Here is a 25688-nt window from a genome sequence, read left to right as displayed (position 1 = left end):
CTCACAGCGATTTCACGATGCCGCGTAGCACCAGTGCAACCATGACCAGAGCCAGCAGGATATAGATCATGCTGCCATGGATCTCGATCAGTTCCGGGGCGCCGATCAGGGTGGCAAAAAAACCTGCCGTTGACACCGTCACATAGGCTGCAAGATTTTGCTGGCGGAGCGGATAGGGCTTGACCAGAATGCCGCGGCTTCGCGCAAAACTGATTACAAGAACCGATATGGCGACGTGGCTTATGAAAACCCAGGCCAGCTCGGGGCGCTGCATCAGCAGCACGCCGGCGATGGCCAGTGTCATGACAATTGAGGACATCCAATTGACCCTGAAGGCCTTGTCCGCGATCTGCGAATTGGCCTGATCGGTCTCTTCAATCTGCGCCATGAGCCCCCCTCACCGATCCAGCACGATGCCGGATTCGGCACCGAAGGAGAGCCAGACACGCTCATCATAGCCGATCGGATCCTCGACCAGACGCAAGCGGTTGAGCATGGCTGCCTGGACAACGGCGCCGGAGCCGAGCCTGACATTGAGCACGGTCATGTCTCCCAGATAGGCGATGTCCCAGACCTCGCCTTCGAGCGCATTGACGGCGCCTTCCGGCTTGGTCCGGCTGATCTCGATCTTTTCCGGCCTGATCGCAAACCAGGCAGTGGTGCCCTTGTCGATCGATGCACCGCGCAGGGCGCCGGTGATCTTTCCGTCAGGGCCATCAAGCACAACATGACCGTCGTCGGTGCTTTCAACCCGTCCTTCGAGAATGTTCACCGAGCCGATGAAATCGGCAACGTAGCGGGAATTGGGCGCCTCGTAGATTTCCGCGGGCGTGCCGGTCTGGACGATGACGCCCTTGTCCATGACCGCGATGCGGTCGGACATGGTCATCGCCTCTTCCTGGTCGTGGGTCACGATCATGAAGGTCAGGCCGAGTTCCTGCTGCAGATCCATGAGTTCGAACTGGGTTTCCTCGCGCAGCTTCTTGTCGAGCGCACCGAGCGGTTCATCGAGGATCAGCAGCTTGGGCCGCTTGGCAACCGCGCGGGCCAGAGCGACACGCTGACGCTGACCGCCTGAAAGCTGGTGCGGCTTGCGCCGGGCAAACTCCTCGAGCTTGACCAGCTTGAGCATCTGCTCGACGCGTTCGTCCTGGGCGGCTTTCTCCATGCCGTCCTGCTTGAGCCCGAAGGCGATGTTGTCGGCCACGCTCATATGCGGGAACAGCGCGTAGGACTGGAACATCATGTTGACCGGACGCTTGTGCGGTGGCACGCCCTTGAGCGGCTGGCCGTCAAGATAAAGCTCGCCTTCCGTCGGCTCCTCGAAGCCCGCAAGCATGCGCAGAAGCGTGGTCTTGCCGCAGCCTGACGGGCCGAGCAGCGAGAAGAATTCACGCTCATAGACATCAAGCGAAAGGTCCTCGACCGCCGTGAAGGTTCCGAACCGCTTGGTCACGTTCTGAAAGGAGATATAGGGCTTGGCGCCGGGATCTTCCCAAGGCGCAAACGAACGACGAATACTTCCAAGAGATGGCATTGAGGTCCCCACCGATCGAAAACGAAAAACCCCGGCGCCTGGACGCCGGGGTTCGATCACTCACTGGCCGGATTTGACCTCGGTCCAGGCGCGGTTGAGAATCCGCTTCTCGCGCGCATTGTCCGGAGACACGGTGTAGAGCCGTCCAATCGTCTCGTCATCGGGGTAGATGGCGGTATCGCCGATCACATCCTCGTTGAGGAATGGCTTGGAGGCCAGATTGCCATTGGCGTAGTAGACATAGTTCGATGCCTTGGCCATGACTTCCGGCTTCATGATGTAGTTGAGGAACTCATGCGCCTCGGCGACATTCTTGGCATCCGAGGGGATCGCCATGTTGTCGAACCACATCAGTGCGCCTTCCTTGGGGATCTCGTAGGCCACTGTCACACCGGCATCGGCTTCCGCCGCGCGGTCACGCGCCTGCAGGATGTCACCCGACCAGCCGACAGCCAGACAGATGTCGCCATTGGCAAGCGCGTTGATGTATTCCGAAGAGTGGTACTTGCGCACATTCGGACGAACGCTAAGCAGCTGTTCCTTGGCCTTGTCAATCGATTCCTGATCCTTCAGGTCCGGATCCATGCCCATATAGTTGAGCGCGGCCGGGAACATTTCGGTCGGCGCGTCGAGCATGAAGATGCCGCAATCGGCAAGCTTGTCCGACATGTCCTTGTTGAATACCAGATCCCAGGTGTTGAGCGGCTGATCGGCGCCCAGGCGTTCCTTGATCATGTCGACATTGATGCCGAGACCGGTGGTGCCCCACATGTAGTTGATGGCGTATTCATTGCCCGGATCATATTTTTCCAGACGGGCGGAAATCGCCGGGTCCATGTTGGCAAGATTGGGCAGTTGCGACTTGTCGAGCTTCTGGAACACACCGGCCTTGATCTGGTTGGCCAGGAAGGTTCCTGTCGGCACGACGATGTCGTAGCCTGTGGAGCCTGCGAGCAACTTGGTTTCGAGCACCTCGTTGGAATCAAACACGTCGTAGACGACCTTGATGCCGGTCTCCGCGGTGAATTCGGTCAGGATCTCTTCGTCGATGTAATCGGACCAGTTGAAAACGTTGACGACGCGTTCCTGGGCGGTGGCGAGCACAGTCGATGCTGCAAGCATGGCGGCGACTGTAAATAGGCGGGTTTTCAGGGTCATTCCTGTTCCTCTCATTATATTTGTTCCCTTCGCCGGACGGGCCCTCGGGTGGTCGGGACCTTGTCGAAAGACCCGGCCCCGCAGCCTGCATCCTGCATGGATCCGGGCCAGCGCCAAAGCTGCCGGTGGCCTGCGGACTTCCAACCCTATGAAGGAAATGTCAGACTCACAAGAGGGGATCGTACGAACAACCGCAATTGTGTTGCAGCGCAACCAGCCCGGTCCGCAGCGAGAGCCGGGCACCTACTGGAAATCGAATGCGGACAGACCGGTGACCATCTCGTCGAGCCCCAGCGGGCGGGTGATCGGAGGTTCGGCGCGCGCCAGGCAGCCCGAGCGCTCGCAAAGGCGGCAGGACGGCCCAACCGGTATGGAAACCGGTTGCGGGGTCTTGCCTCCGGTGACCGGCAGCGCCTCGCCATAGACGATCTCATCGCGAAAACCGATGTCACAGCCCAGCAGGATTGCGGTGCGGCGCGGGCGTTCGGAGAATGAGCCCTGCGGCCCCTCCAGCGTGCGGGAAATGGTGATGAATTCGGCACCTCCGGGCATTTCCACGGCTTCCACCAGAACCTGTGCGGGCTGGGAGAAGGCGGCATGAACCGAGAGCTTGGGGCAATTGCCGCCAAAGCGCTGCTGCGGGAAGCCCTGCGCGCCGGCGCGGCGGAAGCGGTGGCCGGCGACATCGACCTCGAGCATGAAGAACGGCACGCCCTGGAGATTGGCACGGCACAGCGTGGTGACGCGGTTGGCGGCCTGCTCGAAGGAGACGCCGAACCGGGATTTGAGCACATCAATATCGTAGCGCGCGCGCTGGGCTGCGGCGTGAAACGCCTGATAAGGCATCATCAGCGCGTGGGCTGCGTAGCGGGCAAGCTCGAATTTGGCGATGCGGCGTGCCTCGTCACTCGACAATTTGAGCGCTGCGACACCCGCGGCAATGGCAACATTCATGCGGATCAGCGCCGCCTCCATGGCGACCTCGCGCAGCTGATCAAACGGCGACAGCCGCTCGGAGAGGAACAGACGGTGCGAATGACGGTCATAGCGGCGGCGCCAGTTGGGCATGGTGGCGACCGGCAGGGAGCGGACCACGACACCATGCTCGGCTTTCAGCCAGGCCTTGAGCGCGCCCATCAGATCATCGCCGGGCTTGAGCAGCGTGTGAAAGGCTTCGGCTTCCTCTTCAAGTGCCGGGTGATGGTTTGGCGTGTTCTCCAGCACTTCACGGACCTCGTCCATCGGCAGCCGGGTACCCGAGAGCGACGGGGCCTGGCCATCACGGGCCAGCATAGCGGAGAGATCGGACAGGCGTTCGGCCTGCTCGCGGTAGGCGCGATGCAGCTTGATGATCGCAGCCCCTGCATTTGGTGCTGCCTCGGCGATCTCGACCACCTCCTGATCGCCCGGCAGTTCACCGGCGAGCAGCGGATCGGCGAAGACCTCCTTGAGGCTTGCCAGCGCACCACCGGCCTCGCCCTGCAGCTCCTCGACATCGACCTTGTAGACAGAAGAGAGCTTGAGGATCAGCTGCACGGTGAGCGGGCGCTGATTGCGCTCGATCAGATTGAGATAGGAGGGCGAAATGCCGAGCGCTTCCGCCATCGCCGTCTGGGTGAGACCCTTGGCGTTGCGGATGCGGCGGATCCGGGGACCGGCGAAGATCTTCTGGTCAGCCATCAGCCAGCTCTTTCATCAGCCACGTCGATCATCAGCTGCACCTTGACAGATCTTTACAGACTTTTCCCGCAGTTCGCAGCGTCTTCGTTTTTACAATTGTGACAAATTTACAGAGACAATCAGTCAAAGACAAGACAGCGTGACTTCAATTTGCGCCTGAAAATGCGGATTTTTCTCGGCTATGTGTGCGACGCAATGTAAATCTCGTCACATCAAAGGTGGTCAAGACGTTCCCAAGCTTGACCGCCAGATAGAGACAGATTGCAGATCGGAGAGAGATCATGACTGATTTTTACAACCTCGTCCCCACCGCACCTGAAGGCCGCTATGACGGCGTCGAGCGGCCCTATACCCCGGCAGACGTCCAGAAGCTTCGCGGCTCGGTGAGCATCAAGCACAGCCTGGCCGAAATGGGCGCCAACCGGCTGTGGAAGCTGATCCACGAGGAAGACTTCGTCAATTCGCTGGGCGCCATGACCGGCAACCAGGCCATGCAGCAGGTTCGCGCGGGCCTCAAGGCCATCTACCTCTCGGGCTGGCAGGTTGCGGCTGACTCCAACACCGCGTCTTCCATGTATCCCGACCAGTCGCTCTATCCGGCCAATGCCGCGCCGGAACTGGCCAAGCGGATCAACCGCACTTTGCAGCGCGCCGACCAGATCGAAACCGCTGAAGGCAACGGCTTGTCGGTCGACACCTGGTTTGCCCCGATCGTCGCCGACGCGGAAGCCGGCTTCGGCGGCCCGCTGAACGCGTTTGAAATCATGAAGGCCTTCATTGAAGCCGGCGTTGCAGCCGTTCACTATGAAGACCAGCTGGCATCGGAAAAGAAGTGCGGCCATCTGGGCGGCAAGGTTCTGATCCCGACGGCTGCGCATATCCGCAACCTCAACGCAGCCCGTCTGGCCGCCGACGTGATGGGAACGCCGACCCTGGTGATCGCCCGCACCGATGCGGAAGCCGCCAAGCTGCTGACCTCCGACATTGACGAGCGCGACCGCCCGTTTGTCGACTATGACGCCGGCCGCACCATCGAGGGCTTCTACAACATCAAGAACGGGCTCGACTCCTGCATCGCCCGCGCGGTTGCCTATGCGCCGCATTGCGACCTGATCTGGTGCGAGACCTCGAAGCCCGATCTCGAGCAGGCCCGCAAGTTTGCGGAAGGCGTGCACAAGCACTATCCGGGCAAGCTGCTCGCCTACAATTGCTCGCCGTCGTTCAACTGGAAGAAACATCTCGACGATGCGACGATTGCCAAGTTCCAGCGCGAACTCGGCGCCATGGGCTACAAGTTCCAGTTCATCACGCTGGCCGGTTTCCACCAGCTCAACCACGGCATGTTCGAGCTGGCGCGCGGCTACAAGGACCGGCAGATGGCGGCCTATTCCGAGCTGCAGGAAGCGGAATTCGCTTCCGAGGTCAACGGCTACACCGCGACCAAGCATCAGCGTGAAGTCGGCACCGGTTACTTCGACGCCGTGTCGATGGCGATCACCGGCGGCAAGTCCTCGACCACCGCGATGGGCGAATCCACCGAAGCCGCACAGTTCAAGCCGGCTGCCGAATAATCAACACCACCCCTCCCCCGCCTGGCACTGACCGGGCGGGTGGGGACCCCAAGACAAAACCGAGACCACCGATCACAAACCCCGTTAGAGGAGAAATGCAAATGGCACCCCAGACCCGAGTCAAGGAACGCGCGGAAGAGCAGTCTTCCGCAATGGATGCAGACCAGCAGGCAGCGATCCGCATGCTGGCCAACGACCTGCACCGCCTCAACCATTCCGTCATGAAGGCAGTTGATGCCGGCGTCTCGGTGGAGCTGGTGCGGTCGGCCCGCCACCATGGCGGCGAGGGCAACTGGGGTGATCTGCTGATCCCTGTGATTGTGACCCAGGGACGGGGATAACACCGGCCCGCATGAATGGCTCTGCCCTGGAGCTGACGAAGCCCGCCATGGTTTGCCCTGGCGGGTTTTTGCGGGACGGGTTATTTCTTATGGGGCGGGTTTTTTTGCGGGGCGGGGTTTTGCAGGCCGCAGCTGGGCGGTCGCCTTGCCTGTGTCGCCGATTGCGCGCCGCAGCCGCCGGACATGCCAAATCCTCCCGCGCGGGGATCCCGCCGGGGTGTGATGGGGGTTGAGATCCGGAGGGCCGCGCGGGGCGTGCGCCGTCTGGAAAGTGTGTGTGGTGTGCATGCCGCTGCTTTCGCAATGACATGCACGGGGTGGCGCAAACCCTGCGCGGCCCGATGTCCGCCGGATGGTGTCCACATCCGACAGGCCCGGCTGTCCCCTTGCCGCCAGCCCGGACACGGGCAGCGGCTCAAGGGCGGGCGGCATTCTCCGACACGGGCTTGGCCTTTCGTTGCCGGTGCGGGGGCGCCGGCGCTGCACCGCTCGGAAGCGATGCGACGCCAACCCCGCACCCGAAAGACGGCCCGCCACAGGCCCGTTTCCACCCCCCGCCTGGCTGCCGGCCGGCGCGGACCGGCACAGGGGCCGGGGGTTTCTCCGGTGGCTGGGTCAGGCCGTGCGCCCGAAAGGACCGCGTGACCTGCCAGCTGAGCAATGCCGTTGCCTGGCCTCCTCCTTCGTTTCGCCGCACGTTACGGCAAAACCCCGGAGGCCTTCCTCCCGCCTGGCCCGAGACGTTTTCGAACCATCCGGCAGCGGGAGTGGGGTGAGTATGGCACGGTGGTTAAGGGTGGGGATGAAATGGGGAGATTCTTGTGGGCTGTCCTTCTCCCCCCTGGTGGGGGAGAATGCAAAATCATGACCTTAGCTTCAGCTAAGTTATAGATTTTGCAAGAGAGGGGGTGAGCGCAGTGCCCGGAAATTTCCCCTCACTTGCGATTTCTAGCACTTGGCTAAAGCCAAGATGCTGAAATCGCTTTCTCTCCCACAAGGGGAGAGATCAACCCGGCCGCAACCTGCATGCACATCAGCCGATCACGCCGCCCGTCTTGCCGCATACTTGCCGCCGGGGAGTGCTGTGGCGTGGCGCGCACCTTCTCCCACTCGGTGGGGGAGAATGCGAATTTCAGCAGCTTAGCGCCAGCTAAGTGCTAGAAATTCCAAGAGAGGGGGTGGAGTTCGGGGACAGGAATACCCCCTCACCTGAAAAATCTATGACTTAGCGCTACGCACCAAGATCATGATTTTTCTTCCTCTCCCACCAAGGGAGAGGGGGCTTCGCGCGAAGCCGTACCAGTCCGGTTGTCCCGCCGCCCGCCTGCACCACCAAAGTCCAAGGCAAGATGAACGGCAGATTAACAGAGGATGAACATGCCGTTAACGGGGTTGGAAGAGCAGTATTGCAGCCTTAGTTTGAGGCGAGACTGCAATCAGAGGACGCGAAATGAGATCGAAACTGTTTAAAATCATGGGATTGTCGACCGTTGCGGCCGTGTCGCTGTCGGCCGCTTCATTTGCTGCGGATCCGGGCGCCGGCGAGGTTGCGGACTCGGTGATCGAGACCCAGCGCGCAGCACTTGCGGAAAACACCAAGGGCTTCGGATTCGGTCCGCAGGCGCCGCGCGACCTGGAACAGACCAGCGGCAACAACCAGCGCTCCTTTGCCTCGGCTCCGGCATTTTCGGAAATGAACCTCTGCAACATCCACTTTCACGCCGGCGCCGAGCACAGGGGCGGCGAGTTCACCCGCTATGTCGGCAATGGCAATGGCAAGGGCTATGGGACCGGCTTTGCGTATTCCGGCGAGCTGACCGAGGCTGAACTGGCCCCGATCGACGCACTGATCGGCGATGTCGGTTATGGCGGGCTGGAGCCGGGCGACACGATCGAGGTGCATTATGTCCACACCACCGCTCAGGTGACACCCGGGCCAACGCTCGGCGCCTGCCTGAGCGACGCGATCATCAATCCGCAGCTGCGGGTGGAAACCCAGGTCTTCGTGCTGGTCAATGACCCCAACGCCCTGGATTTTGTCGAGCTTGCCCGCCACGAGGTGGTCAACGGCTTCCATCAGGCCATCAACATGCCGACCACCAGCGGCGATCCGGTTGAATATGACGGCTCGACCACCGGCCCGAGCTACAACGAGAAGGGCTCGCCGCTGCAGGTGACCTGGAGCGTGCCGCCGAAGGTCTCGAAGGTCAACATCGCCAGCGTCGGCGCATGGTTCGAAAACAACGTGTTTGAGGAAAAGGGCGCGCACGGCGTGCGCAACCTGGTGCTCAATCCGGACCTGCTGTCTCCGATCAACTAGCAAGATTCGGGTGTCTCCCCCCGATCCTGAAGGATTGGGGGGAGTTTTTTGCTGCGCTCCATTGCTTTGACCCATCCGTTCCGGCAGAGGTTTTGATTGCAAACGGGGCCGGAAGTATTTTTAACTACGTCATGCTTTTTCGGACCAAGGTCATCACCGCATTTCTGGCTCTCGTCGCGGTGGCGATCGGATGCGCTGCGGTCCTGATGGTGTCGACCTGGCAGAGCGCATCGAACAATGTCCGGGCCAATCTCGCCCATGACAATCTGTCAGGCTATTTCCAGCTCTACGGCGCCGTGTTCCGGACCTTCAAGCTGGCCCGGCGCGACCTCTTGTCAGGGCCGGACGGTTTCACCTTCGATTTCGATGCGGCGGCGGGCGACATCCGCGCGACACTCACCCAGATCGAAACCACATCGCGCGCGGAGATCGCCTTCCGGGGAGGCGGCAAGAACCAGGAAGTGCTCGACCGGCTGGCGCTTCTGGAACGCGAGGTCAACACCGCACTCAAGGATATCGACCAGGCCTCGGGAATGATCATGAACGGCGATGTCGAGCGCGGGCGGGCACAGGCGGTGGCGGTGCTGGAAGGCCAGGTCGACAGCCGCATCGGGCTGCTGATCGACGAGGCGATCGCAGAGGAACGCGATGACCTCGCCAGGTCACGCGCCGATAGCGAAAGGCTGCAGATCAGACTGCAATTGTTCGCCTGGGGCACGGTTGCGGTAACGGTGGCATTGTCGGGGGCGATCCTGTTAACGCTCCTGCAGCGCTTCCGTCTCGGGCTCGGCGCGCTGGCGACCGGGGCTAAGGCTTATGGCAACAATGAGCTCAACCATGTGATCAATCTTCCCGGCCGCGACGAGCTCTCCGACCTCGCCAGGCAATTCACTGGCATGGCGGAACAGATCCAGCTCAAGCAGCGGGCCCTGGAAAAGGCCCGGGACGAGCTTGAGTCGCGTGTCAGCGAACGCACTGCGGAGCTCTCGGGCGTCAATGCGGAACTGCGTGAAAGCGACGAGCTCCGGCGGCAGTTCTTTGCCGATATCGGCCATGAGCTGCGCACCCCGGTCACAGCGATCCGCGGTGAGGCGGAGGTGGCGCTGCGAGCCCGCGACAATCGGGAGGAGGCCCAGAAGGCCGCGCTCGAGACGATCGTCTCCCTGTCAGAGGAACTGACCGACCGGGTCGGCGATCTCTTCCTTATCGCGCGGGAACAGGCTGGCGTGCTTGAGTTCCGCTCCAATTCAATCGATCTCAGCCAGGCCACCGAACGCGGTATCGAGCAGATGCAGAGCCTGAAGCGCAAGACGGCGGCGCGGATCAGCCCGAAGCTGAGCCGCGAACCGCTGCAGATCATGGGCGACAGCGCGCGGATTTCGCAATTGGTGCGGCTGCTGATCGCCAACGCGCTGCAGCACGGCCATGACACGGTCCGGATCCACGTCGCGACCTACGCCGACGATGGCATGGGTGTGCTTGAGGTCAGCGATGACGGGCCGGGCATTCCCGATCAGGACCAGGCGCGTGTTTTTGACCGCTACATCAAGCGCCCAACCGGCACCGAACACAGCGCCTCGGGAACCGGACTGGGACTGGCGATCGCAAAGTCCATCACCCAGGCGCATGGCGGCCACATCAGCGTGGCATCCGTTGCCACCGGCGGCGCGCGGTTTATCGCCCGCTTCCCGCTTGGCGTGGCGGCTGCATGAAACTCCTGGTGGTCGAAGATGATGAACGGATCTGGCAGTTCCTGTTCCGTGGCCTTTCCGCTGAAGGATACAGCCTGACGTGGGAGGCCAATGGACGCGCCGGACTGGAGACCGCGCGCCGTGAGCAGTTCGATGCAATCATCCTCGACCTTATGCTGCCGGGGATGGACGGCCGCGAGATCTGCCGCCGGCTGAGGGCGGAGGGCGTAAGCACCAAAATCCTGATGCTAACAGCTCTCGAGACCACCGCAGATCTGGTCAAAGGCTTGCGGATGGGGGCTGACGACTATCTCTCCAAGCCGTTTGCCTTTGACGAATTGACCGCACGGCTGGAAGTCCTGACCCGCGGCCTTCCGGCCACAAGACAGCCGCCGCACATCCTGAGCGCGGGGCTGTTGCAACTTGACACGGCGGCAGTGCAGTCGGAATTCGACGGGGTTCCGGTGGCGCTGACGTCGCTGGAACATGGGCTTCTGGAACTGTTGATGGAGGAACGGGGCAAGGTGGTCACCCGGGCCCGGATCCTCAAGCGGGTCTGGGGCACCGACCAGGACCCGCTGACCAATGTGATCGATGTCTATGTCCGGCGGCTGCGCAGCAAGCTCAAAAGCGCCGGCGCACCGGACATGATCACCACGGTGCGCGGACGCGGCTACCGGCTGGACTGACGACCCGGGCCGCCTCAAGCGGCCCTGTCGGTCTCCACCTGCTGCGCGCGGCCCGCGTCAAGGCGGAAGGCGGCGACGAGTTCGTTGAGCGCGGCGGCCTCCTGGGCCAGGGTGTGGCTCGACGCGTTGGTTTCTTCCACCATGGCGGCGTTCTGCTGGGTCATCTGATCCATCTGGCTGACCGCCGCATTGACCTCGCTGATGCTGGTGGACTGCTCGCGGCTGGCCTTGGCCATGGTGCTGACATTGTTGGAAATGTCCTCGATGCGGGCGATGATGCGGGTGATGGCATCACCGGTCTCGCCGACCAGCGAGACACCGGAACGGACCTCCTCGCCCGATGCCGATATCAGTTCCTTGATTTCCTTGGCGGCCGTGGCCGAACGACCGGCCAGCTCACGCACTTCCTGGGCGACCACGGCAAAGCCCCGGCCCGCCTCGCCGGCCCGCGCCGCCTCGACGCCTGCGTTGAGCGCCAGCAGGTTGGTCTGGAAGGCGATCTCGTCGATCACGCCGATGATCTTGTCGATCTTGCTGGACGCCTCCTCGATGCGGCTCATGGCGTCGACCGCGCGGGACACCACGTCGCCGCCCTCCCGGGCATCGCGGCTGGCCTCGGTGGCCAGCGCATCGGTGGCGGTGGCGCGTTCGGACGCGGTGTGGACAGCGGATGAAATCTGATCAACAGCGGCGGCGGTCTGTTCGAGCGAGGCGGCCTGCTGCTCAGTGCGGCGGGCCAGATCATCGGCGGCGGAGCGCAGCTGGGCGCTGTCGCCCTCGATCGAAACGGCATTGGTGCGGATGTGCCTGAGCGCATCACGCATGCGATCGACGGATTCGTTGAAATCGATCCGCAGCGCATCAAGCTCACCGCTGAACGGGGTGTCGATGGTGGCCACCAGATCGCCCTGGGACAGGTTGCGCAGAGCCGAGCCGAGCGACTGGACGGCGAATTGCAGCTGGGCATCAGCCGCCGCCTTCTCGGCATCGGACTGGTGGCGCAGGGTTTCGGCTTCATCGCGCGCGCGGGTGCTTTCGCTCTCGACGCGGATCTTGTCGAGTGCGTTCATCTTGAAGACGTCGAGCGCACGGGCCATTTCGCCGATCTCGTCGGCGCGGGCGCTGTCGGCCACATCAACGTCGAGATCGCCGGAAGCAACATCGCGCATGGCGTTGACCAGCCGCAGGATCGGACCCTTGAGAGCGGTGACCAGCAGGAAGGCCGCGATCAGACCGAAGGACCCCGCGCCGATTGCCGCGGTGACGGTGATGCCGCTGGCGCGATCCTTGACGGCTTCCGCGCCCTGTTGCTGGCTGCTGGCAAAGGCGACCACGCCGCTCCAGGCCTGGTCGATGCGGGCGGACGCCTGGTCGAACAGTTCCGTCCTGGCTTCGTTCATGGCGATCAGGTCACGCATCAGTTGCGGAATGGCGACCGATTTGCCGGCCCATGTCTCGCCCACGGCCTGAAGAATGACATCGCCGCCGGTGGACATGCTGACGGTCTGGATGCTGTAGGCGACCCCGCCCAGCTTGGCGGCGACGATTTCGGCTGCGGCTTCGGCCGGCTGGCCGGCGAATTGGACAATCGCCAGTTCCAAAGCAGCCAGGGCTTCGAGGAAATCGCGGGAATCGGAGATCGTGCGCTGGCCGGTGACGATCTCGTCATCGAGTTCGGCGAACTTGACCGTCGCCTCGCGGGCAACCTTGGCGGCAAGCCCCTGCAGCTTGATCCCGGTGGGGCGCAGGGCATTGGCATATTTCTGCAGTTCGTTCATCCCGGCCTGGGAGACGACACCGGCTTTCATGGTGTCAGTCAGGCCCGCCATATTGTCGGCAATCAGGCTCTTGAGGGCGGGATCTGTGTCCGGGATCGCCTTGCGCAGGGTCTTGCCGACCTTGCGGATGTCGCGCTTGACGTCATCGGCGGCGGCAAACGCCTCCTCAGGGGTTTGGGCGCCGGAAATGGCGCTGGAAATCTTGACCACTGTCTGGGCGTCGCTGGCGAGCTGGTCAGCGGTGCGAAGCTTCGACTTGGTTTCGTCCTCGGCCTCTGCGAGAGCCTTGGAGACCGTGTCGATCACCGCGTTGAGGCGGGCACGCAGCTCATCGATCTCGTGAATGGTATCGGTGATTTCAGCGCGGATTGCGGTTTCCTCGCCATGCAGGGCCCAGAGACTGTCGACGTCCTTGCGCAGTTCATCGGTCAGCGCCCGGGAACCGGTCAGGGCTTCGGATTCACGCGCATTTTCAGCCAGGGTGAGGGCGTTTTCGACGCGGTTGATCTGCGTGTCGAGGCTTTCCATCACAGCCTCGCGCTTTTCCTCGTTCTGGTGATGCAGGAAATTGGTCATGCCGGCATAGGCATTCTTGAAACCGCCCAGGGTTTCAATGCTGGTGCTGGTGCTGGTCAACCGCCCGCCCAGGAGCGAACCGGTGTAGAGATTGAGCGCAGCCATGGCGATGATGCCGCCGATCAGGGGAACGATAAAGACGAGGACCTTGGTCTGAATCGAAAATCGGGCGAGAAACCGGTCAATGCTCATGGGGATTTCCTGCAACTTGAAGGGACAAATGGGATAGCCGCCGACACGTCTGACTGCATCATGCAGGTCGACCGAAGCACCTTCGAATCGCGGTCTATTTGATGTTAAGGTGGCACCGGATCGTTAATGCACCCTAAACGTGAGCTCCCAGAAACCACTGGCGAGGAAAAGAGTTACAAAAACCTGCCCACCTGCCGCGCCTAGCATTCGCCTTCAACAGACCGCGCGGGGAGCGCCGGACAGGATAGAAGATGCGCTGCAGCATTCGAGGACGAAGCGCATCCAATTGGGTGCGACATGCTTTGAATGGGTGCATATTCGTGATCGCTCAATTGAATCCAATCGAGCGCGACATGCATTGGGCCGCTTGCGCTGGTCAAGCTGCGAAAAACCTCTATGATCGCGCCGATATTAGCAAAAACCATGGTGATTCATGACATCGCGAAAGGTCGGCAAGCCGGCTGCATCGAAATCCGCGTCGCGCAAAGCCGCGCCAGCCTTTCTTGACGCCAAACGGGGTGTTTCCACCTGGGCCCAGGCATCGGAATGGCTCCGGGTCCGCGGCATCGAAGACATCGAGTGCATCACGCCGGATTTCGCCGGAGTGGCGCGCGGCAAGATGATGCCATCATCGAAATTCACCTCCAACACCTCGCTGTCGCTGCCGTCTGCGGTGTTCCGGCACACGATCTCGGGCGAGTATCCGGAGGAAACCGGCGATTTCCGCTACGATCCTCTGGATGGTGACCTTAAGCTGATGCCGGATCTGTCGACGCTGTCGGTGGTGCCTTGGGAAACAGATCCAACGGCGCAGGTGATCTGCGACATGGTCACCACCAAGGGGGATCCGGTCAGCTATACGCCGCGCAACGTGCTCAAGCGGGTGGTCGAGCTCTACACCGAGCGCGGCTGGAAGCCGGTGGTGGCACCGGAAATCGAATTCTATCTGGTGGCCCAGCACGAAGACCCGGACTATCCGCTCAAGCCGCCGAGAGGCCGTTCCGGCCGGACGATTACCGGCGGGCAGTCCTATTCGATCGCCGGGGTCAACGAGTTCGACGAGCTGGTCGACGACATCTATGATTTCTCCGACAAGCAGGGGCTCGAGATCGACACGCTGATCCATGAGGAAGGCCCGGCGCAGCTGGAGATCAACCTGCGGCACGGCGACCCGGTGGAGCTGGCCGACCAGGTGTTCCTGTTCAAGCGCACGATCCGCGAGGCGGCAATCAAGCACGGCGTGTTCGCCACCTTCATGGCCAAGCCGATGCAGGAATATGCGGGCTCGGCAATGCATATCCATCAATCGGTACTCGACACCAAGACCGGCAAGAACATCTTCTCCAGGCCTGATGGCGAGCCGAGCGAAGCGTTTTTCAACTTCATCGGCGGGATGCAGCATTATGTGCCCAAGGCGCTGGTGATGATGGCGCCCTATGTCAATTCCTACCGGCGGCTGACGCCCGACATGGCGTGTCCGGTCAACAATGCCTGGGGCTATGACAACCGCACCACCGCGTTCCGCGTGCCGAATTCCGATGCGGCGGCGCGGCGGGTGGAAAACCGCCTGCCCTCATCCGACGCCAATTCCTACCTGGCGCTGGCGGCGTCGCTGGCCTGCGGCTATCTCGGCATGATCAATGGCGTCGTGCCGGGCGATCCGGCCGAGGAAACCGTCAATGAGGGCACTGTCGACCTGCCGCGCGGTTTGCTTGAAGCGGTTTCGCTTCTGGAAAGCGATGCGGCCTTTGCCGAGGTGTTCGGACAGGAATTCGTCAACACCTATGCGGGCGTCAAGCGCGGCGAATTCGAGACCTTCATGCAGGTGATCAGCCCGTGGGAACGGGAATTCCTGCTGCTCAATGTGTGAGATGCGTAATCCATGACTTACCAAAGCCCGATCGCGCCGGGGATTTCCTTCTATGAGGCAACCCTTGGCGAACGCCCCAGCTATGACGCGCTGAAAGCTTCCGCAACAGCCGATGTGGTCATTGTCGGCGGCGGATTCACCGGCCTGCAGGCGGCCTATCATCTGGCGGCCAGCGGCAAGGATGTGGTGCTGATCGAAGGCGCGCGCTTTGGCGATGGCGCATCGGGGCGCAATGGCGGACAGCTGGGCACCGGCCAGCGCGCCTGGCCCGATGAGCTGGAAGCCGATTTCGGCAAGGCCCATTCGCTCCAGCTGTTTGCGGTGGCGGAACGGGCGAAGGCGCATCTGATGGATTTCGCCAAGGCGCACGGCATTGACGCGGATTTCCGCCCGGGCCAGATCTCAGCCGCCCACAAGGCCAAGTATGTCCAGGATTACCGCGACCACGTGCGGCAGATGACCGAGGAATACGGATATCAGCATCTGCAGTTCCTCGACCGCGACGCGCTGGCCGAGAAACTCGGATCAACGCGCTATCATGGCGGCGCCCATGATGCGGGCACGGGTCACATCAACCCGATCAAATATGTGGTCGGGCTGGCGCGCGCCACGGCCAAGGCGGGCGCGCGGATTCACGAAAACACCAGGGCACGGGCAATCTCGAGTGCCGGCGGCAAGGTGACGGTGAAGACCGACGCCGGCGATATTGTTGCAGGCCAGGCGCTGATTGCCTGCAATGCCTTTATCGAGGGGCTGGAACCGGTGACCAGCGCCCATGTGATGCCGATCCGCTCGTTTATCGGCGCAACCGTGCCACTGGGGGATGACAGCCCGGTGATCCCGGGGGGCGAGGCAGTGGACGATTCCCGCTTCGTGGTGCGTTATTTCCGCAAGAGCGTAGATGGGCGGCTGCTGTTTGGCGGGCGCGAGGCCTACACCTCGGACAATCCGCGCGACATTTCCGATCACATCCGGCGGCAGATCGCGGAAATCTACCCGGCGCTCAAAACAGTCGAGATCACCCATTCCTGGGGTGGCTCGGTGGGGATCACCCTGTCACGGCGGCCCTTCGTGCGCGAAGTCATGCCCAATGTCACCTCGATCGGCGGGTTCTCCGGCCATGGGGTGATGCTGTCGAATTATTGCGGCAAGCTCTATGCCGACCACGCGCTTGGCGGCTCCGAAGATCTGGAAGCCATGCGCAACCTCAAGGTCGGCCCCTTCCCCGGCGGTGACAAGCTGCGCAAGCCGCTGCTGCTGCTGGCGCTGACCTGGTATTCGCTGAGGGACCGGTTTTAGCCGATCATCTTTAGCTGGAAGCGATTTGAAGGACAGGATTTTTCGTGTCCGCGAGGAAAGACCGCAGGCGCGATGCAGCGCATCGTGCGAGGATTTTGACGGCGCTGGCGCGGAAAAGACGTGCAAGCCTGGCGAACCGCGCAGCTGGACCAGAATCAATCCATTATAATCGCATGAACTTGGTCTTTCGCGCCCAGTTGAATCCAATTGAGTGAGACATGCGTATAGTCTTTCAGAAAGTTGACACGCACTCTTTACGAAACCGATTGGATGCGCAGCGCTGAAGGCGGGAGTTGCCGAGAGCCTCAGGCTACAAGTCGGGCCACGACACACCGCTTCAATCGTTCACCGATGGATTTGTCTCCCGATGCAATGGCGTCGTTGGCCTCTTTGACAACGAGGGCCTTTATCAGATCTTCCTCAGACAGCTGGCCTCGCAGGAAAAACCACCGCGCCACTGACGACCAGAGCCACAGAGGACGATCATCCGTCACTTTGGCGACTGGAGCGGGGAAACCAGTTCCGCGATCGCCCTTTGCATACAAGGACACTGCGGCCCTGGTAACGCCTGCCCGCGCAGATATCTCCGACAAGCTAACCAACGGATCTGGCTCAACCCTGTCAACCACAGCACCTACGCTTGTGACATTTTCAATGGCAGATGAAATGGCCTGGTCAACAGATGGCGCTTCTCTCGCGAAATCGATGATTGTGTGTCCTTTCTGGAAGGATACCAATGCATCGTCGCAGCCACCATCGTAGAACTTGGCTTCAAAATCGTCCGCTTGCGGATCCAGTCCAGAAGCGATGATACTGAATTCATAGTTCTTCATCGTGCTGATCTCTTTGTTTGTGCGGACATCTGGCCACTGCCCGGTAAATTTGTTTGGCGTGGTTGCCAGCGTTCTTCGGTGTGCCATTCACACCAAGCTGGCACCCGTCGCGGTCAGCATGAGCGCAATACAATCGCCCCCAATGCCCTTGCTTCCGGAACGTCCACCCTTCGGCTTCTGCATACGCCACCGCCTCCTCAACCTCCTTGTTGGGGTGGCGCGGCCTACGCATCGCATGTTTCCAAGATGGCATCGCCGTTAACATTTGTCAACGCACACAACTCCGAGATTCCTTTCATATCTTCGAGGCTGAAAAGGATGAGGAGCCAATTTTCAACCTTTGCCAAAACCGCCAGGGCCCAATTACCAAAGCGCGAAGCCATGCACTTGATACAACCCTATCACCCATAACTTCCACCAGACCAGCCGTGCTTTTTTCCAGGCTATCTGAATGGTTATGAGTTGAGCTGAAAAACCGACCGTCCTTTACCCCACGACCCTAGCTTTATCTAATCGATTAGATTATGTGTTTGGCACCGTTCATGGACAGGATGCCCCCCAATGAGTCAGATCATTCCGGTCGATCCCTTTGACTATGTCGTCTTTGGCGGCACCGGAGACCTTGCCGAGCGCAAGCTTTTGCCGGCGCTCTACCACCGCCAGATTGCCGGGCAATTGACCGATCCGACGCGGATCATCGGTGCCTCGCGCTCGGAGATGGATCATGACGGCTACCGCAGCTTCGCCCGCGATGCGCTCAAGCAGCATCTCAAGGAAGGTGAATATGCCGAGGACGAGGTCAACCGCTTCCTCGAGCGGCTGTTCTACGTCCCGGTCGACGCGCGCTCCGATCAGGGCTGGGGCGAGCTCAAGGCTCTGCTTGATGAAGGCAGCGACCGGGTGCGGGCGTTCTATCTCGCCGTCGGGCCGGGCCTTTTCGGTGATATTTCCGAGCGCATCCGCGCCAATGGCCTGATCACCGATCTCACCCGCATCGTGGTGGAAAAGCCGATCGGGCGCGATCTTGATTCCGCAAGGACCTTGAACCGCACCATTGGCGATGTTTTTGACGAAGAGCAGATCTTCCGCATCGACCATTATCTGGGCAAGGAAACGGTTCAGAACCTGATGGCGCTGCGCTTCGCCAATGCGCTTTACGAGCCCTTGTGGAACTCGGCGCATATCGACCATGTGCAGATCACGGTGGCGGAATCGGTGGGGCTTGAAGGCCGGGCCGGCTATTACGACAAGGCGGGTGCGCTCCGCGACATGGTGCAGAACCACCTGGTGCAGCTGCTCTGCCTGGTCGCCATGGAACCGCCGTCCTCGATGGAAGCGGAAGCGGTGCGCGACGAGAAGCTCAAGGTTCTGCGCTCGCTCAGCCCGGTCACCGAGCGCAACGCCGACACGGTGACAGTCCGCGGCCAGTACAAGGCGGGCGCCTCATCAGGCGGCGCGGTGAAGGGGTATCTTGAGGAGCTCGAGGGCGGGGTGTCCGACACCGAGACCTTTGTGGCGATCAAGGCGGAAATCAACAATTGGCGCTGGTCGGGCGTGCCGTTCTATTTGCGCACCGGCAAGCGCATGAGCGAGCGGGTGTCGGAGATTGTCGTTACCTTCAAATCAATCCCGCATTCGATCTTCGGCGCCAGCGCCGGGCGGATCACCGACAACAAGCTGGTGATGCGGCTGCAGCCCGATGAGGGCGTGAAGCAGTGGATCATGATCAAGGATCCGGGTCCGGGCGGAATGCGGCTCAAGCATGTGTCGCTCGACATGAGCTTTGCCGACCGGTTTGCCGAACGCAATCCGGATGCCTATGAACGGCTGCTGCTGGACGTGATCCGCTGCAACCAGACCCTGTTCATGCGCCGCGACGAGGTGGAGGCAGCCTGGAACTGGGTCGACCCGATCCTCAAGGCCTGGGCCGAAACCGGACAGAAGGTGCAGCCCTACACTGCCGGAACATGGGGGCCGAGCCAGGCCATTGCCCTGATCGAACGCGACGGCAGGACCTGGCATGAAAGCGACTAAGGGGGTCATGAAAGCGACTGAAGCGGAACGGCCCACCCCGGCAATCAACCGCAACGATTTCGCCAATGGCGCGGAGCTGGCCAAGGCGCTCGCCGGGACCGTGGCGGGGGCGCTGGCCGAGGCGATTGCGGCACGCGGCAAGGCGACGCTGGCGGTGTCGGGCGGCTCCACGCCGAAACGGTTTTTCGAAGCGCTTTCGCAGCAGCCGGTCGATTGGGACCGGGTCACCATAACCCTGATTGACGAGCGCCTGGTGCCAGCGGATCACGAGCGGTCGAACCACAGGCTGGCAAGCGAATATCTGCTCACGCACCTCGCTGCCAAGGCGCGCTTCGTGCCGCTTTACTCCGACGCGGCTGATGCGGATCAGGCAGCCAGAACTGCCGCTGCGCGGATTGACGGGCTTGGCTTGCCGCTTGATGTCGCGATCCTCGGGATGGGAACGGACGGGCACACCGCATCGTTCTTTCCGAACGGGTCCACGCTCGATCTTGCGACCGACCCCGCCTGCCCGCACAGCGTGATCGCCATCGAGGCGCCCGGCGCGGGCGAACCACGGCTGACGCTGACGCTGCCCAGGATCGTGGAAGCCGGGCTGCTGCTGCTCCATATAGAAGGGGCGGAGAAACAGGCGGTTCTCGAAAAGGCGCTTGAGCCGGGTCCAGCTGACGACATGCCGGTGCGCGCGGTGCTGCGCGGCGCCCGCAAGCCGCTTGAGATTTACTGGGCGCCCTGAGCAAAGGGACGCTTTGAGCATCGGGCCAGCGGCTGAGCCGAAGTCCCCGGATCACAATTCCAAGGCCGGAAACCTGAGCCACACACACGAAAAGGATGCCAGCCATGACCGTCGCCCCCAGCATTGCCGCCGTCACAGCCCGGATCATCGAACGCTCCAAGCCGAGCCGCGAGACCTATCTGGAGCGTCTGAGCCATGCCGCCTCGCAGGGGCCGCACCGCTCGACCCTCTCCTGCGGCAACCTCGCGCATGGATTTGCCGCCTGCGGGCCAACGGACAAGGCAAATCTTTCCGCCGATGTGGTGCCCAATCTGGGCATCATCACCGCCTATAATGACATGCTCTCGGCGCACCAGCCATTCGAGACCTATCCGGAACTGATCCGCAAGGCAGCGCGCGAAGCCGGTGGCGTGGCGCAAGTGGCGGGCGGCGTGCCGGCCATGTGTGATGGCGTCACCCAGGGCCAGCCGGGCATGGAGCTGTCGCTTTTCTCACGCGACGTGATCGCCATGGCGGCAGCCGTCGGGCTGTCGCACAACATGTTCGATGCGGCTGTCTATCTGGGCGTCTGCGACAAGATCGTGCCGGGGCTGCTGATCGCGGCACTGACATTCGGGCATCTGCCAACGGTGTTCATTCCCGCCGGGCCGATGACCACCGGGCTGTCCAATGACGAGAAGACCCGGATCCGCCAGCTCTATGCCGAGGGCAAGATCGGGCGCGCCGAATTGCTGGACTCGGAATCGAAATCCTATCACGGTCCCGGCACCTGCACCTTCTATGGCACCGCCAACTCGAACCAGATGCTGATGGAGATCATGGGCCTGCACACGCCGGGCGCTTCCTTCATCAATCCGGGCACGCCCTTGAGAGATGCGCTGACCACGGAAGCGGCCAAACGGGCGCTGGCAATCACCGCGCTGGGCAATGAGTTCACGCCGATCGGCGAGATGATCGACGAGCGCTCGATCGTCAATGGCGTGGTCGGCCTGCATGCCACTGGCGGCTCGACCAATCACACCATGCATCTGGTGGCGATGGCGCGGGCGGCCGGCATTGTGCTGACCTGGCAGGATATCTCCGAACTCTCCGACGCGGTGCCGCTGCTGGCGCGGGTCTACCCCAATGGTCCCGCCGATGTGAACCATTTCCACGCGGCGGGCGGGCTCAACTTCCTGATTGCCGAACTTCTGTCGCAAGGCATGCTGCATGAGGATGTGCGCACCGTCTGGGGCAAGGGGCTGACAGCCTATGCGGTGGAAGCCAAGCTCGGCGAGAACGGAACGGTCAAGCGTGTGCCGGTCTCCAGGGAAAGCGGGGACCCCAAGGTGGTGACAACTGCCGACAAGCCGTTCCAGCCCAATGGCGGCGTCAAGATGCTGACCGGAAACATGGGCAAGGCGGTGATCAAGATCTCGGCGGTGAAACCTGAACGCTTCGTGGTGGAAGCCCCTGCGCGGGTGTTTTCCGACCAGAACGAGATGCAGGCCGCCTTCAAGGCCGGAAGCCTGACCGGCGATTTCGTTGCAGTGGTGCGGTTTCAGGGACCCAAGGCCAACGGCATGCCGGAGTTGCACAAGCTGACGCCGTCACTGGGCGTGCTGCAGGACCGGGGACAGGCGATTGCGCTGGTCACCGACGGGCGCATGTCGGGCGCTTCGGGCAAGGTGCCGGCGGCGATCCACGTGACGCCGGAAGCCAAGGATGGCGGCCCGATCGCCAAGATCCGGGATGGCGACATGATCCGGCTCGATGCGGTCGCCGGCACGCTGGAGGTGCTGGTCCCGGCTCATGAGTTTGACGCGCGCGAACCGGCCACCGCCGATCTGAGCCGGAATGAATGGGGCATAGGGCGCGAGCTGTTCGCACGGCTGCGCGACAATGCGGGTCCCGCCGACGAGGGTGCGAGCGTGCTTTATTAAGGCGCGGCAAGGCTGACCAACTCGCAAGCCGGGCTGGCGTGGGGGCGCTTGTCAGGCCCTCAGGTCGAGCAAGCGGTCGCGATGGGCCCGGTGGTGGCTGTAGACGAAGATCCGGTCCATGTCCCGTTGGCTCAACAGCCTGAGGAACCGCGCCTCGATGGTGTCGTTGGCATTGATGCGTTTGAGAACGCAGCCGATCCGGTCGATCCGGGCCTCGGGAATATCGAGGCAGAACTGTTCGGGAATGGTGAATTCCGTGACAATCCCGAGAATGGCCGTGCTGAACGAAATGCCGAGCAGCATGCAACGGCGTGAGGCCATGTGCATGATACCCTTCTCCGTGTACTCGATGCGGGCGTGGTTGAGGGTTTCCTCCACGACGAACTGCGTTTCGCGATCGTACATGAAGGATTCTTCGCGATGCAGATAGTGCGTTTCGCTACCAGGCACAGCTCTTTCTCCAGTTTATGGCATTCACGGTATCGGGCGACTGTTAAGAAAATATTTGCCATGAACCCACCGCTTATGGGGGGATTGAGCATGTTGCAGTTTCGAGCAAATGCAGGTTGAGGCCGGTCTGGCCATCCCGAGACTCCCGGATTTCGACCGTATTTTGATCACTTGCGGTAAGCCGCGATCACATACCGCGTGATCGGGTGTGAGAAACAGCTCGATTTTCGATCACACGGACTCCAAAAAGGCCCGACAGCCCCAAAAAAATCGATCCGCGCCAAAGAGCGTAAATCCGGGGTTCCGGCGGTGTTCGAGCAGCTTCCCGGTGAACGCTGCGGACACTGACCGTGGACGAAGCGGTGCCCCCCAGATCGAGATCACGCTTTTTATCTTTTTGTTTTTATTGCTTTATTTTCCGTCATGGGTTGAGCCCATCATGAATTCAAGCTCGCCATTTGCACGCAGTGTTCACATCTATGTGGTTCGCAATTCATCGGGCGCATCCACACATTCAACTCATCGGAACGGCGCGGCCCATCTGTGCAAAACATGAGACGGACCGCACCGCCGCATCGTTCAAAGACCACGTACGCAAAGGATAAAAACATGAACAAGATCATCATCGCACTGGGCCTGACACTCGCGACCGCAACCGGCGCATTCGCCCAATCTTCCGCACTCGATGCCTATGTGCCTCAGGCCAAGAACGGCACTGCCACGCTCTCGGTCAATGACGTGAAGAACGACCAGGTCGTCTACAACCGTGCCGGCAATGACGGCTCACCGGTGTTCAAGGCCCCTGCAGGTGGCAGCATCGACTACACCGCCACTGCATCCATCGGCGCGTCCGATCCGACCGGCGCACTGAATGACCAGATCATCTATCACCGCGCCGGCAATGATGGTTCGCCAACCTTCAGGTAAGCCCTGACCTGGCGGCCAAGTGCCAGACCTGACGGGGCCGGTTTCCTCCCGGCCGGCTCCGTCCATCCTCCCTTCAGTGTCAAACTACAGCGGTTTTGCCTTATTTGTCAGCCGGTTTTGCCACAACGTGATTTTCTGAAACCCTCTTTGAAGGCTTTTCAAAGCGGGTGCCCTGGCTTATGGGGTAAAGCATGCTTAGCTAGAAATCGAGGCAACGCCGATTTCGGCCATTCGTCTTGCAAGTAGCGTCGCCGCTGGCCCCCTGCTTGGAACTGAACGCACCTCGAACTCGCCTAAACTGCTTATCGCGTGGATCACGTGTTCACGCGAAAGGAGCTGACCAGTGCCGCGCCACAACAGGGCACGGCGCATCAAACGGTCGGCAAGGCCGCTTACCGGCATATCCGCGCAAAACGCTAGGCAAAGCACACCGCCACGGCGAACCACCCGGCAAAGTTCCATTAAAGCAACGTTTGGATCAGGAACGGTTTCCAGCGCCCAGGCGCAGGTCACGATGTCAAATGTTTCATCATCGAAAGGAAGGGATTCAAGCCGCCCCTTGACCTTAGCCGCCGGGATGTCGACGCAACGCGCCAACATCGCGTCCGACGGATCGAGAAGCGTCATGCCCGCCGCCGACATGCCTTCTGCGATCAGGGCGCGGGCCAAGGCACCAGTGCCACAACCGGCATCAAGCAAATCGCTTTTCGAGGTTGCCAGTGCCCTCACCATAGCCTCTAGCGCGGCCTGCGCCTCGCCACCAGCATGCCGCAACCAGCGGCGGTGAAGCCTGTCATAATCGGGCGCCAGCCTATCATAGTGATCGGCCAGGTCGCGTGGAGGGCGCTGTAGAGACATATGGTTATTCCTGATTTCGTGCAGGGCGTTCGTTGGGCTCGCACTACCCGCATACTCATTGTTGGATGACGACGAGAGCTTGGAGCAGCAGACAGCTTATGGGTGGGACATATCGCGTTTCGGCCAAGTCCATGCAGTCCACGCGATGGCCGCCATTGCCGCGAGTTCAATGACAAGGTGAAGCATGTCGTCCATGTCAGTTGGTGCGGCCGATAAAAGCCCGCTGGCCGTGACGAGAACCGCGACGAAGGTGATCGGACGGCCGATGCGGCGGGTGAGCAGTAGGGAAAACAACACCATCCCGATTGGAACCTGGACCATGATGCCGCCAAGCAGCATAAGCCGCTCTGTGATCTCGACGCCGTTATAGGTACCGGTCAGCAGCATCTCGAGCTCGGACTTGAGAACGAGTTGATGAATGTCCCGGAAAACTATGTTCAGCAGGACGAACAGCCAAAGGGAGGAGAGCAGAGTATTCGTTTCGATTTTTCGCATTGCGCCGTCTTTCTTATGGAGGTGTCTTGGTGCGGGTAACCCAGCGCCGTCTTGGGGGTCGGATTCAGGCATTGGATCGGCGCGCGACAATGAATGGACTCATCCGTTTCTTGCCGAAGTGCACGTTCTGCTCGATCTCGAAGTCCGCATCCTGCAGATGCTGCACAAGCTCCGCCTCGCCGAGAAATGTGACGCGCGGGGCGATCCCCACAAATGCGAGAGCATTGACCATGGCGCGGATTGGAAACGGCACGTCTTTCAGGCACACCGATTTTGAAATGAACATTCCGCCCGGCTTCAATTGCTTTCGAACGATGGCGATAACCTTCGGCACGTCCTCGACGAGATGCAAAAGGCTAAAGGCGCATACTGCATCGAAGGGGCGACCTTCGACCATTTCTACCGCGTCGGCCTGTTGAAACGTGACATTCGTCGGGGTGTCCAGCTCCAGTTTGGATCGGGCAATATCGATCATGCTGCGCGAGCCATCCGTGGCAGTGTAATGCGCGACACAGGGCGCAAGCCGCAACGCCGTGCTACCTGTCCCGCAGCCGATCTCGAGCACATGGTCGGTGGCTTGCAAAAGCGCGCTGACCTGCGCCAGCTTTTTCTCATAGGCTGCAGGATCGTCGATGGGCTTTCGGGAGTATTTCGGGGCAACTCGGTCCCAGAAGGGTTGCGCAGTCATGTGGGCCTCCTGTTGGTGCTTGAAAGATCGACGGCGGATCAGA

21 protein-coding genes are annotated in these 25688 nt (G+C 61.4%); 11 read left to right on the top strand and 10 right to left on the bottom strand.

Annotated elements, in window-relative coordinates:
* Window position 1: 1 nt before the first annotated feature.
* The 4 genes from HPDFL43_RS03810 to HPDFL43_RS03795 form a co-directional block, all read right to left on the bottom strand.
* Window positions 2-388 carry a hypothetical protein gene (locus tag HPDFL43_RS03810; protein ID WP_007195931.1) on the bottom strand — a complete coding sequence of 129 codons (387 nt, stop codon included), beginning with the start codon at window positions 386-388 and terminating at the stop codon, window positions 2-4.
* Window positions 389-397: 9 nt separating this feature from the next.
* The gene (locus tag HPDFL43_RS03805) at window positions 398-1537 is read right to left on the bottom strand and encodes an ABC transporter ATP-binding protein (protein WP_007195930.1); all 1140 of its coding nucleotides are present in this window, start codon (window positions 1535-1537) and stop codon (window positions 398-400) included.
* Window positions 1538-1597: 60 nt separating this feature from the next.
* Complete coding sequence (locus tag HPDFL43_RS03800; protein WP_040449019.1) at window positions 1598-2695, bottom strand: polyamine ABC transporter substrate-binding protein; 1098 nt, start codon at window positions 2693-2695, stop codon at window positions 1598-1600.
* A gap of 243 nt (window positions 2696-2938) precedes the next feature.
* Window positions 2939-4375 (bottom strand): helix-turn-helix domain-containing protein, encoded by a 1437-nt coding sequence (locus HPDFL43_RS03795; RefSeq protein WP_007195928.1) that lies wholly within the window; start codon window positions 4373-4375, stop codon window positions 2939-2941.
* A 281-nt stretch (window positions 4376-4656) separates the two neighbouring features.
* Here HPDFL43_RS03795 and aceA point away from each other — a divergent pair, with 281 nt between their 5' ends.
* From aceA to HPDFL43_RS03770, 5 genes are all read left to right on the top strand, one after another.
* Complete coding sequence (gene aceA / locus HPDFL43_RS03790) at window positions 4657-5946, top strand: isocitrate lyase (protein ID WP_007195927.1); 1290 nt, start codon at window positions 4657-4659, stop codon at window positions 5944-5946.
* Between the two features lie 101 nt (window positions 5947-6047).
* The gene (locus tag HPDFL43_RS03785) at window positions 6048-6287 is read left to right on the top strand and encodes an SMc00767 family acetate metabolism repressor (RefSeq protein WP_007195926.1); all 240 of its coding nucleotides are present in this window, start codon (window positions 6048-6050) and stop codon (window positions 6285-6287) included.
* 1450 nt (window positions 6288-7737) lie between these two features.
* Window positions 7738-8607, top strand: a complete 870-nt coding sequence (locus tag HPDFL43_RS03780) for a delta-class carbonic anhydrase (protein ID WP_007195925.1) — start codon at window positions 7738-7740, stop codon at window positions 8605-8607.
* 131 nt (window positions 8608-8738) lie between these two features.
* The gene (locus tag HPDFL43_RS03775) at window positions 8739-10319 is read left to right on the top strand and encodes a sensor histidine kinase (protein WP_007195924.1); all 1581 of its coding nucleotides are present in this window, start codon (window positions 8739-8741) and stop codon (window positions 10317-10319) included.
* On the top strand, window positions 10316-10987 hold the full coding sequence (locus HPDFL43_RS03770) for a response regulator transcription factor (protein WP_007195923.1): 672 nt from the start codon (window positions 10316-10318) through the stop codon (window positions 10985-10987). Before HPDFL43_RS03775 ends, HPDFL43_RS03770 begins: the two co-directional genes overlap by 4 nt.
* A gap of 14 nt (window positions 10988-11001) precedes the next feature.
* Here HPDFL43_RS03770 and HPDFL43_RS22150 read toward each other — a convergent pair whose 3' ends face one another.
* Window positions 11002-13533 carry a methyl-accepting chemotaxis protein gene (locus HPDFL43_RS22150; RefSeq protein ID WP_052093152.1) on the bottom strand — a complete coding sequence of 844 codons (2532 nt, stop codon included), beginning with the start codon at window positions 13531-13533 and terminating at the stop codon, window positions 11002-11004.
* A 433-nt stretch (window positions 13534-13966) separates the two neighbouring features.
* Between HPDFL43_RS22150 and HPDFL43_RS03760 the strand changes: the two genes are divergently transcribed.
* Both HPDFL43_RS03760 and HPDFL43_RS03755 read left to right on the top strand, forming a co-directional pair.
* Window positions 13967-15403: a glutamine synthetase family protein gene (locus HPDFL43_RS03760; RefSeq protein WP_007195921.1), complete on the top strand. Its 1437-nt coding sequence runs from the start codon at window positions 13967-13969 to the stop codon at window positions 15401-15403.
* 12 nt (window positions 15404-15415) lie between these two features.
* A complete protein-coding gene (locus tag HPDFL43_RS03755) occupies window positions 15416-16702 on the top strand; it encodes an NAD(P)/FAD-dependent oxidoreductase (protein WP_007195920.1) in 1287 nt (428 codons plus the stop codon).
* Between the two features lie 305 nt (window positions 16703-17007).
* Here the strand turns inward: HPDFL43_RS03755 and HPDFL43_RS03750 are convergent, their stop codons facing one another.
* Window positions 17008-17535 (bottom strand): hypothetical protein, encoded by a 528-nt coding sequence (locus tag HPDFL43_RS03750; protein ID WP_040449595.1) that lies wholly within the window; start codon window positions 17533-17535, stop codon window positions 17008-17010.
* A 561-nt stretch (window positions 17536-18096) separates the two neighbouring features.
* On the opposite strand from HPDFL43_RS03750, the gene zwf reads away from it, so the two are divergent.
* The 3 genes from zwf (at window position 18097) to edd (ending at window position 22227) form a co-directional block, all read left to right on the top strand.
* On the top strand, window positions 18097-19569 hold the full coding sequence (zwf, locus tag HPDFL43_RS03745; protein ID WP_007195916.1) for a glucose-6-phosphate dehydrogenase: 1473 nt from the start codon (window positions 18097-18099) through the stop codon (window positions 19567-19569).
* Window positions 19570-19576: 7 nt separating this feature from the next.
* Entirely contained in the window at window positions 19577-20305 is a 729-nt protein-coding gene (pgl, locus tag HPDFL43_RS03740) for a 6-phosphogluconolactonase (RefSeq protein WP_007195915.1), read from the top strand.
* A gap of 104 nt (window positions 20306-20409) precedes the next feature.
* Entirely contained in the window at window positions 20410-22227 is a 1818-nt protein-coding gene (gene edd, locus HPDFL43_RS03735; RefSeq protein WP_007195914.1) for a phosphogluconate dehydratase, read from the top strand.
* A gap of 51 nt (window positions 22228-22278) precedes the next feature.
* Here edd and HPDFL43_RS03730 read toward each other — a convergent pair whose 3' ends face one another.
* Window positions 22279-22632: a hypothetical protein gene (locus tag HPDFL43_RS03730; protein ID WP_007195913.1), complete on the bottom strand. Its 354-nt coding sequence runs from the start codon at window positions 22630-22632 to the stop codon at window positions 22279-22281.
* A 654-nt stretch (window positions 22633-23286) separates the two neighbouring features.
* Between HPDFL43_RS03730 and HPDFL43_RS03725 the strand changes: the two genes are divergently transcribed.
* On the top strand, window positions 23287-23604 hold the full coding sequence (locus HPDFL43_RS03725) for a hypothetical protein (protein ID WP_007195912.1): 318 nt from the start codon (window positions 23287-23289) through the stop codon (window positions 23602-23604).
* A gap of 195 nt (window positions 23605-23799) precedes the next feature.
* Here the strand turns inward: HPDFL43_RS03725 and HPDFL43_RS03720 are convergent, their stop codons facing one another.
* The 3 genes from HPDFL43_RS03720 to HPDFL43_RS03710 form a co-directional block, all read right to left on the bottom strand.
* Window positions 23800-24462, bottom strand: coding sequence for a methyltransferase domain-containing protein (locus tag HPDFL43_RS03720; protein WP_052093151.1), 663 nt, complete (start codon window positions 24460-24462; stop codon window positions 23800-23802).
* A 96-nt stretch (window positions 24463-24558) separates the two neighbouring features.
* On the bottom strand, window positions 24559-24957 hold the full coding sequence (locus HPDFL43_RS03715; RefSeq protein WP_040449590.1) for a DUF6326 family protein: 399 nt from the start codon (window positions 24955-24957) through the stop codon (window positions 24559-24561).
* A gap of 64 nt (window positions 24958-25021) precedes the next feature.
* Window positions 25022-25645: a class I SAM-dependent methyltransferase gene (locus tag HPDFL43_RS03710; RefSeq protein WP_007195909.1), complete on the bottom strand. Its 624-nt coding sequence runs from the start codon at window positions 25643-25645 to the stop codon at window positions 25022-25024.
* Between the last annotated feature and the right edge of the window lie 43 nt (window positions 25646-25688).

This window comes from Hoeflea phototrophica DFL-43, assembly GCF_000154705.2.
Taxonomy (GTDB): Bacteria; Pseudomonadota; Alphaproteobacteria; order Rhizobiales; family Rhizobiaceae; genus Hoeflea; species Hoeflea phototrophica.
This window is presented reverse-complemented; position numbering and strand designations above follow the sequence as displayed.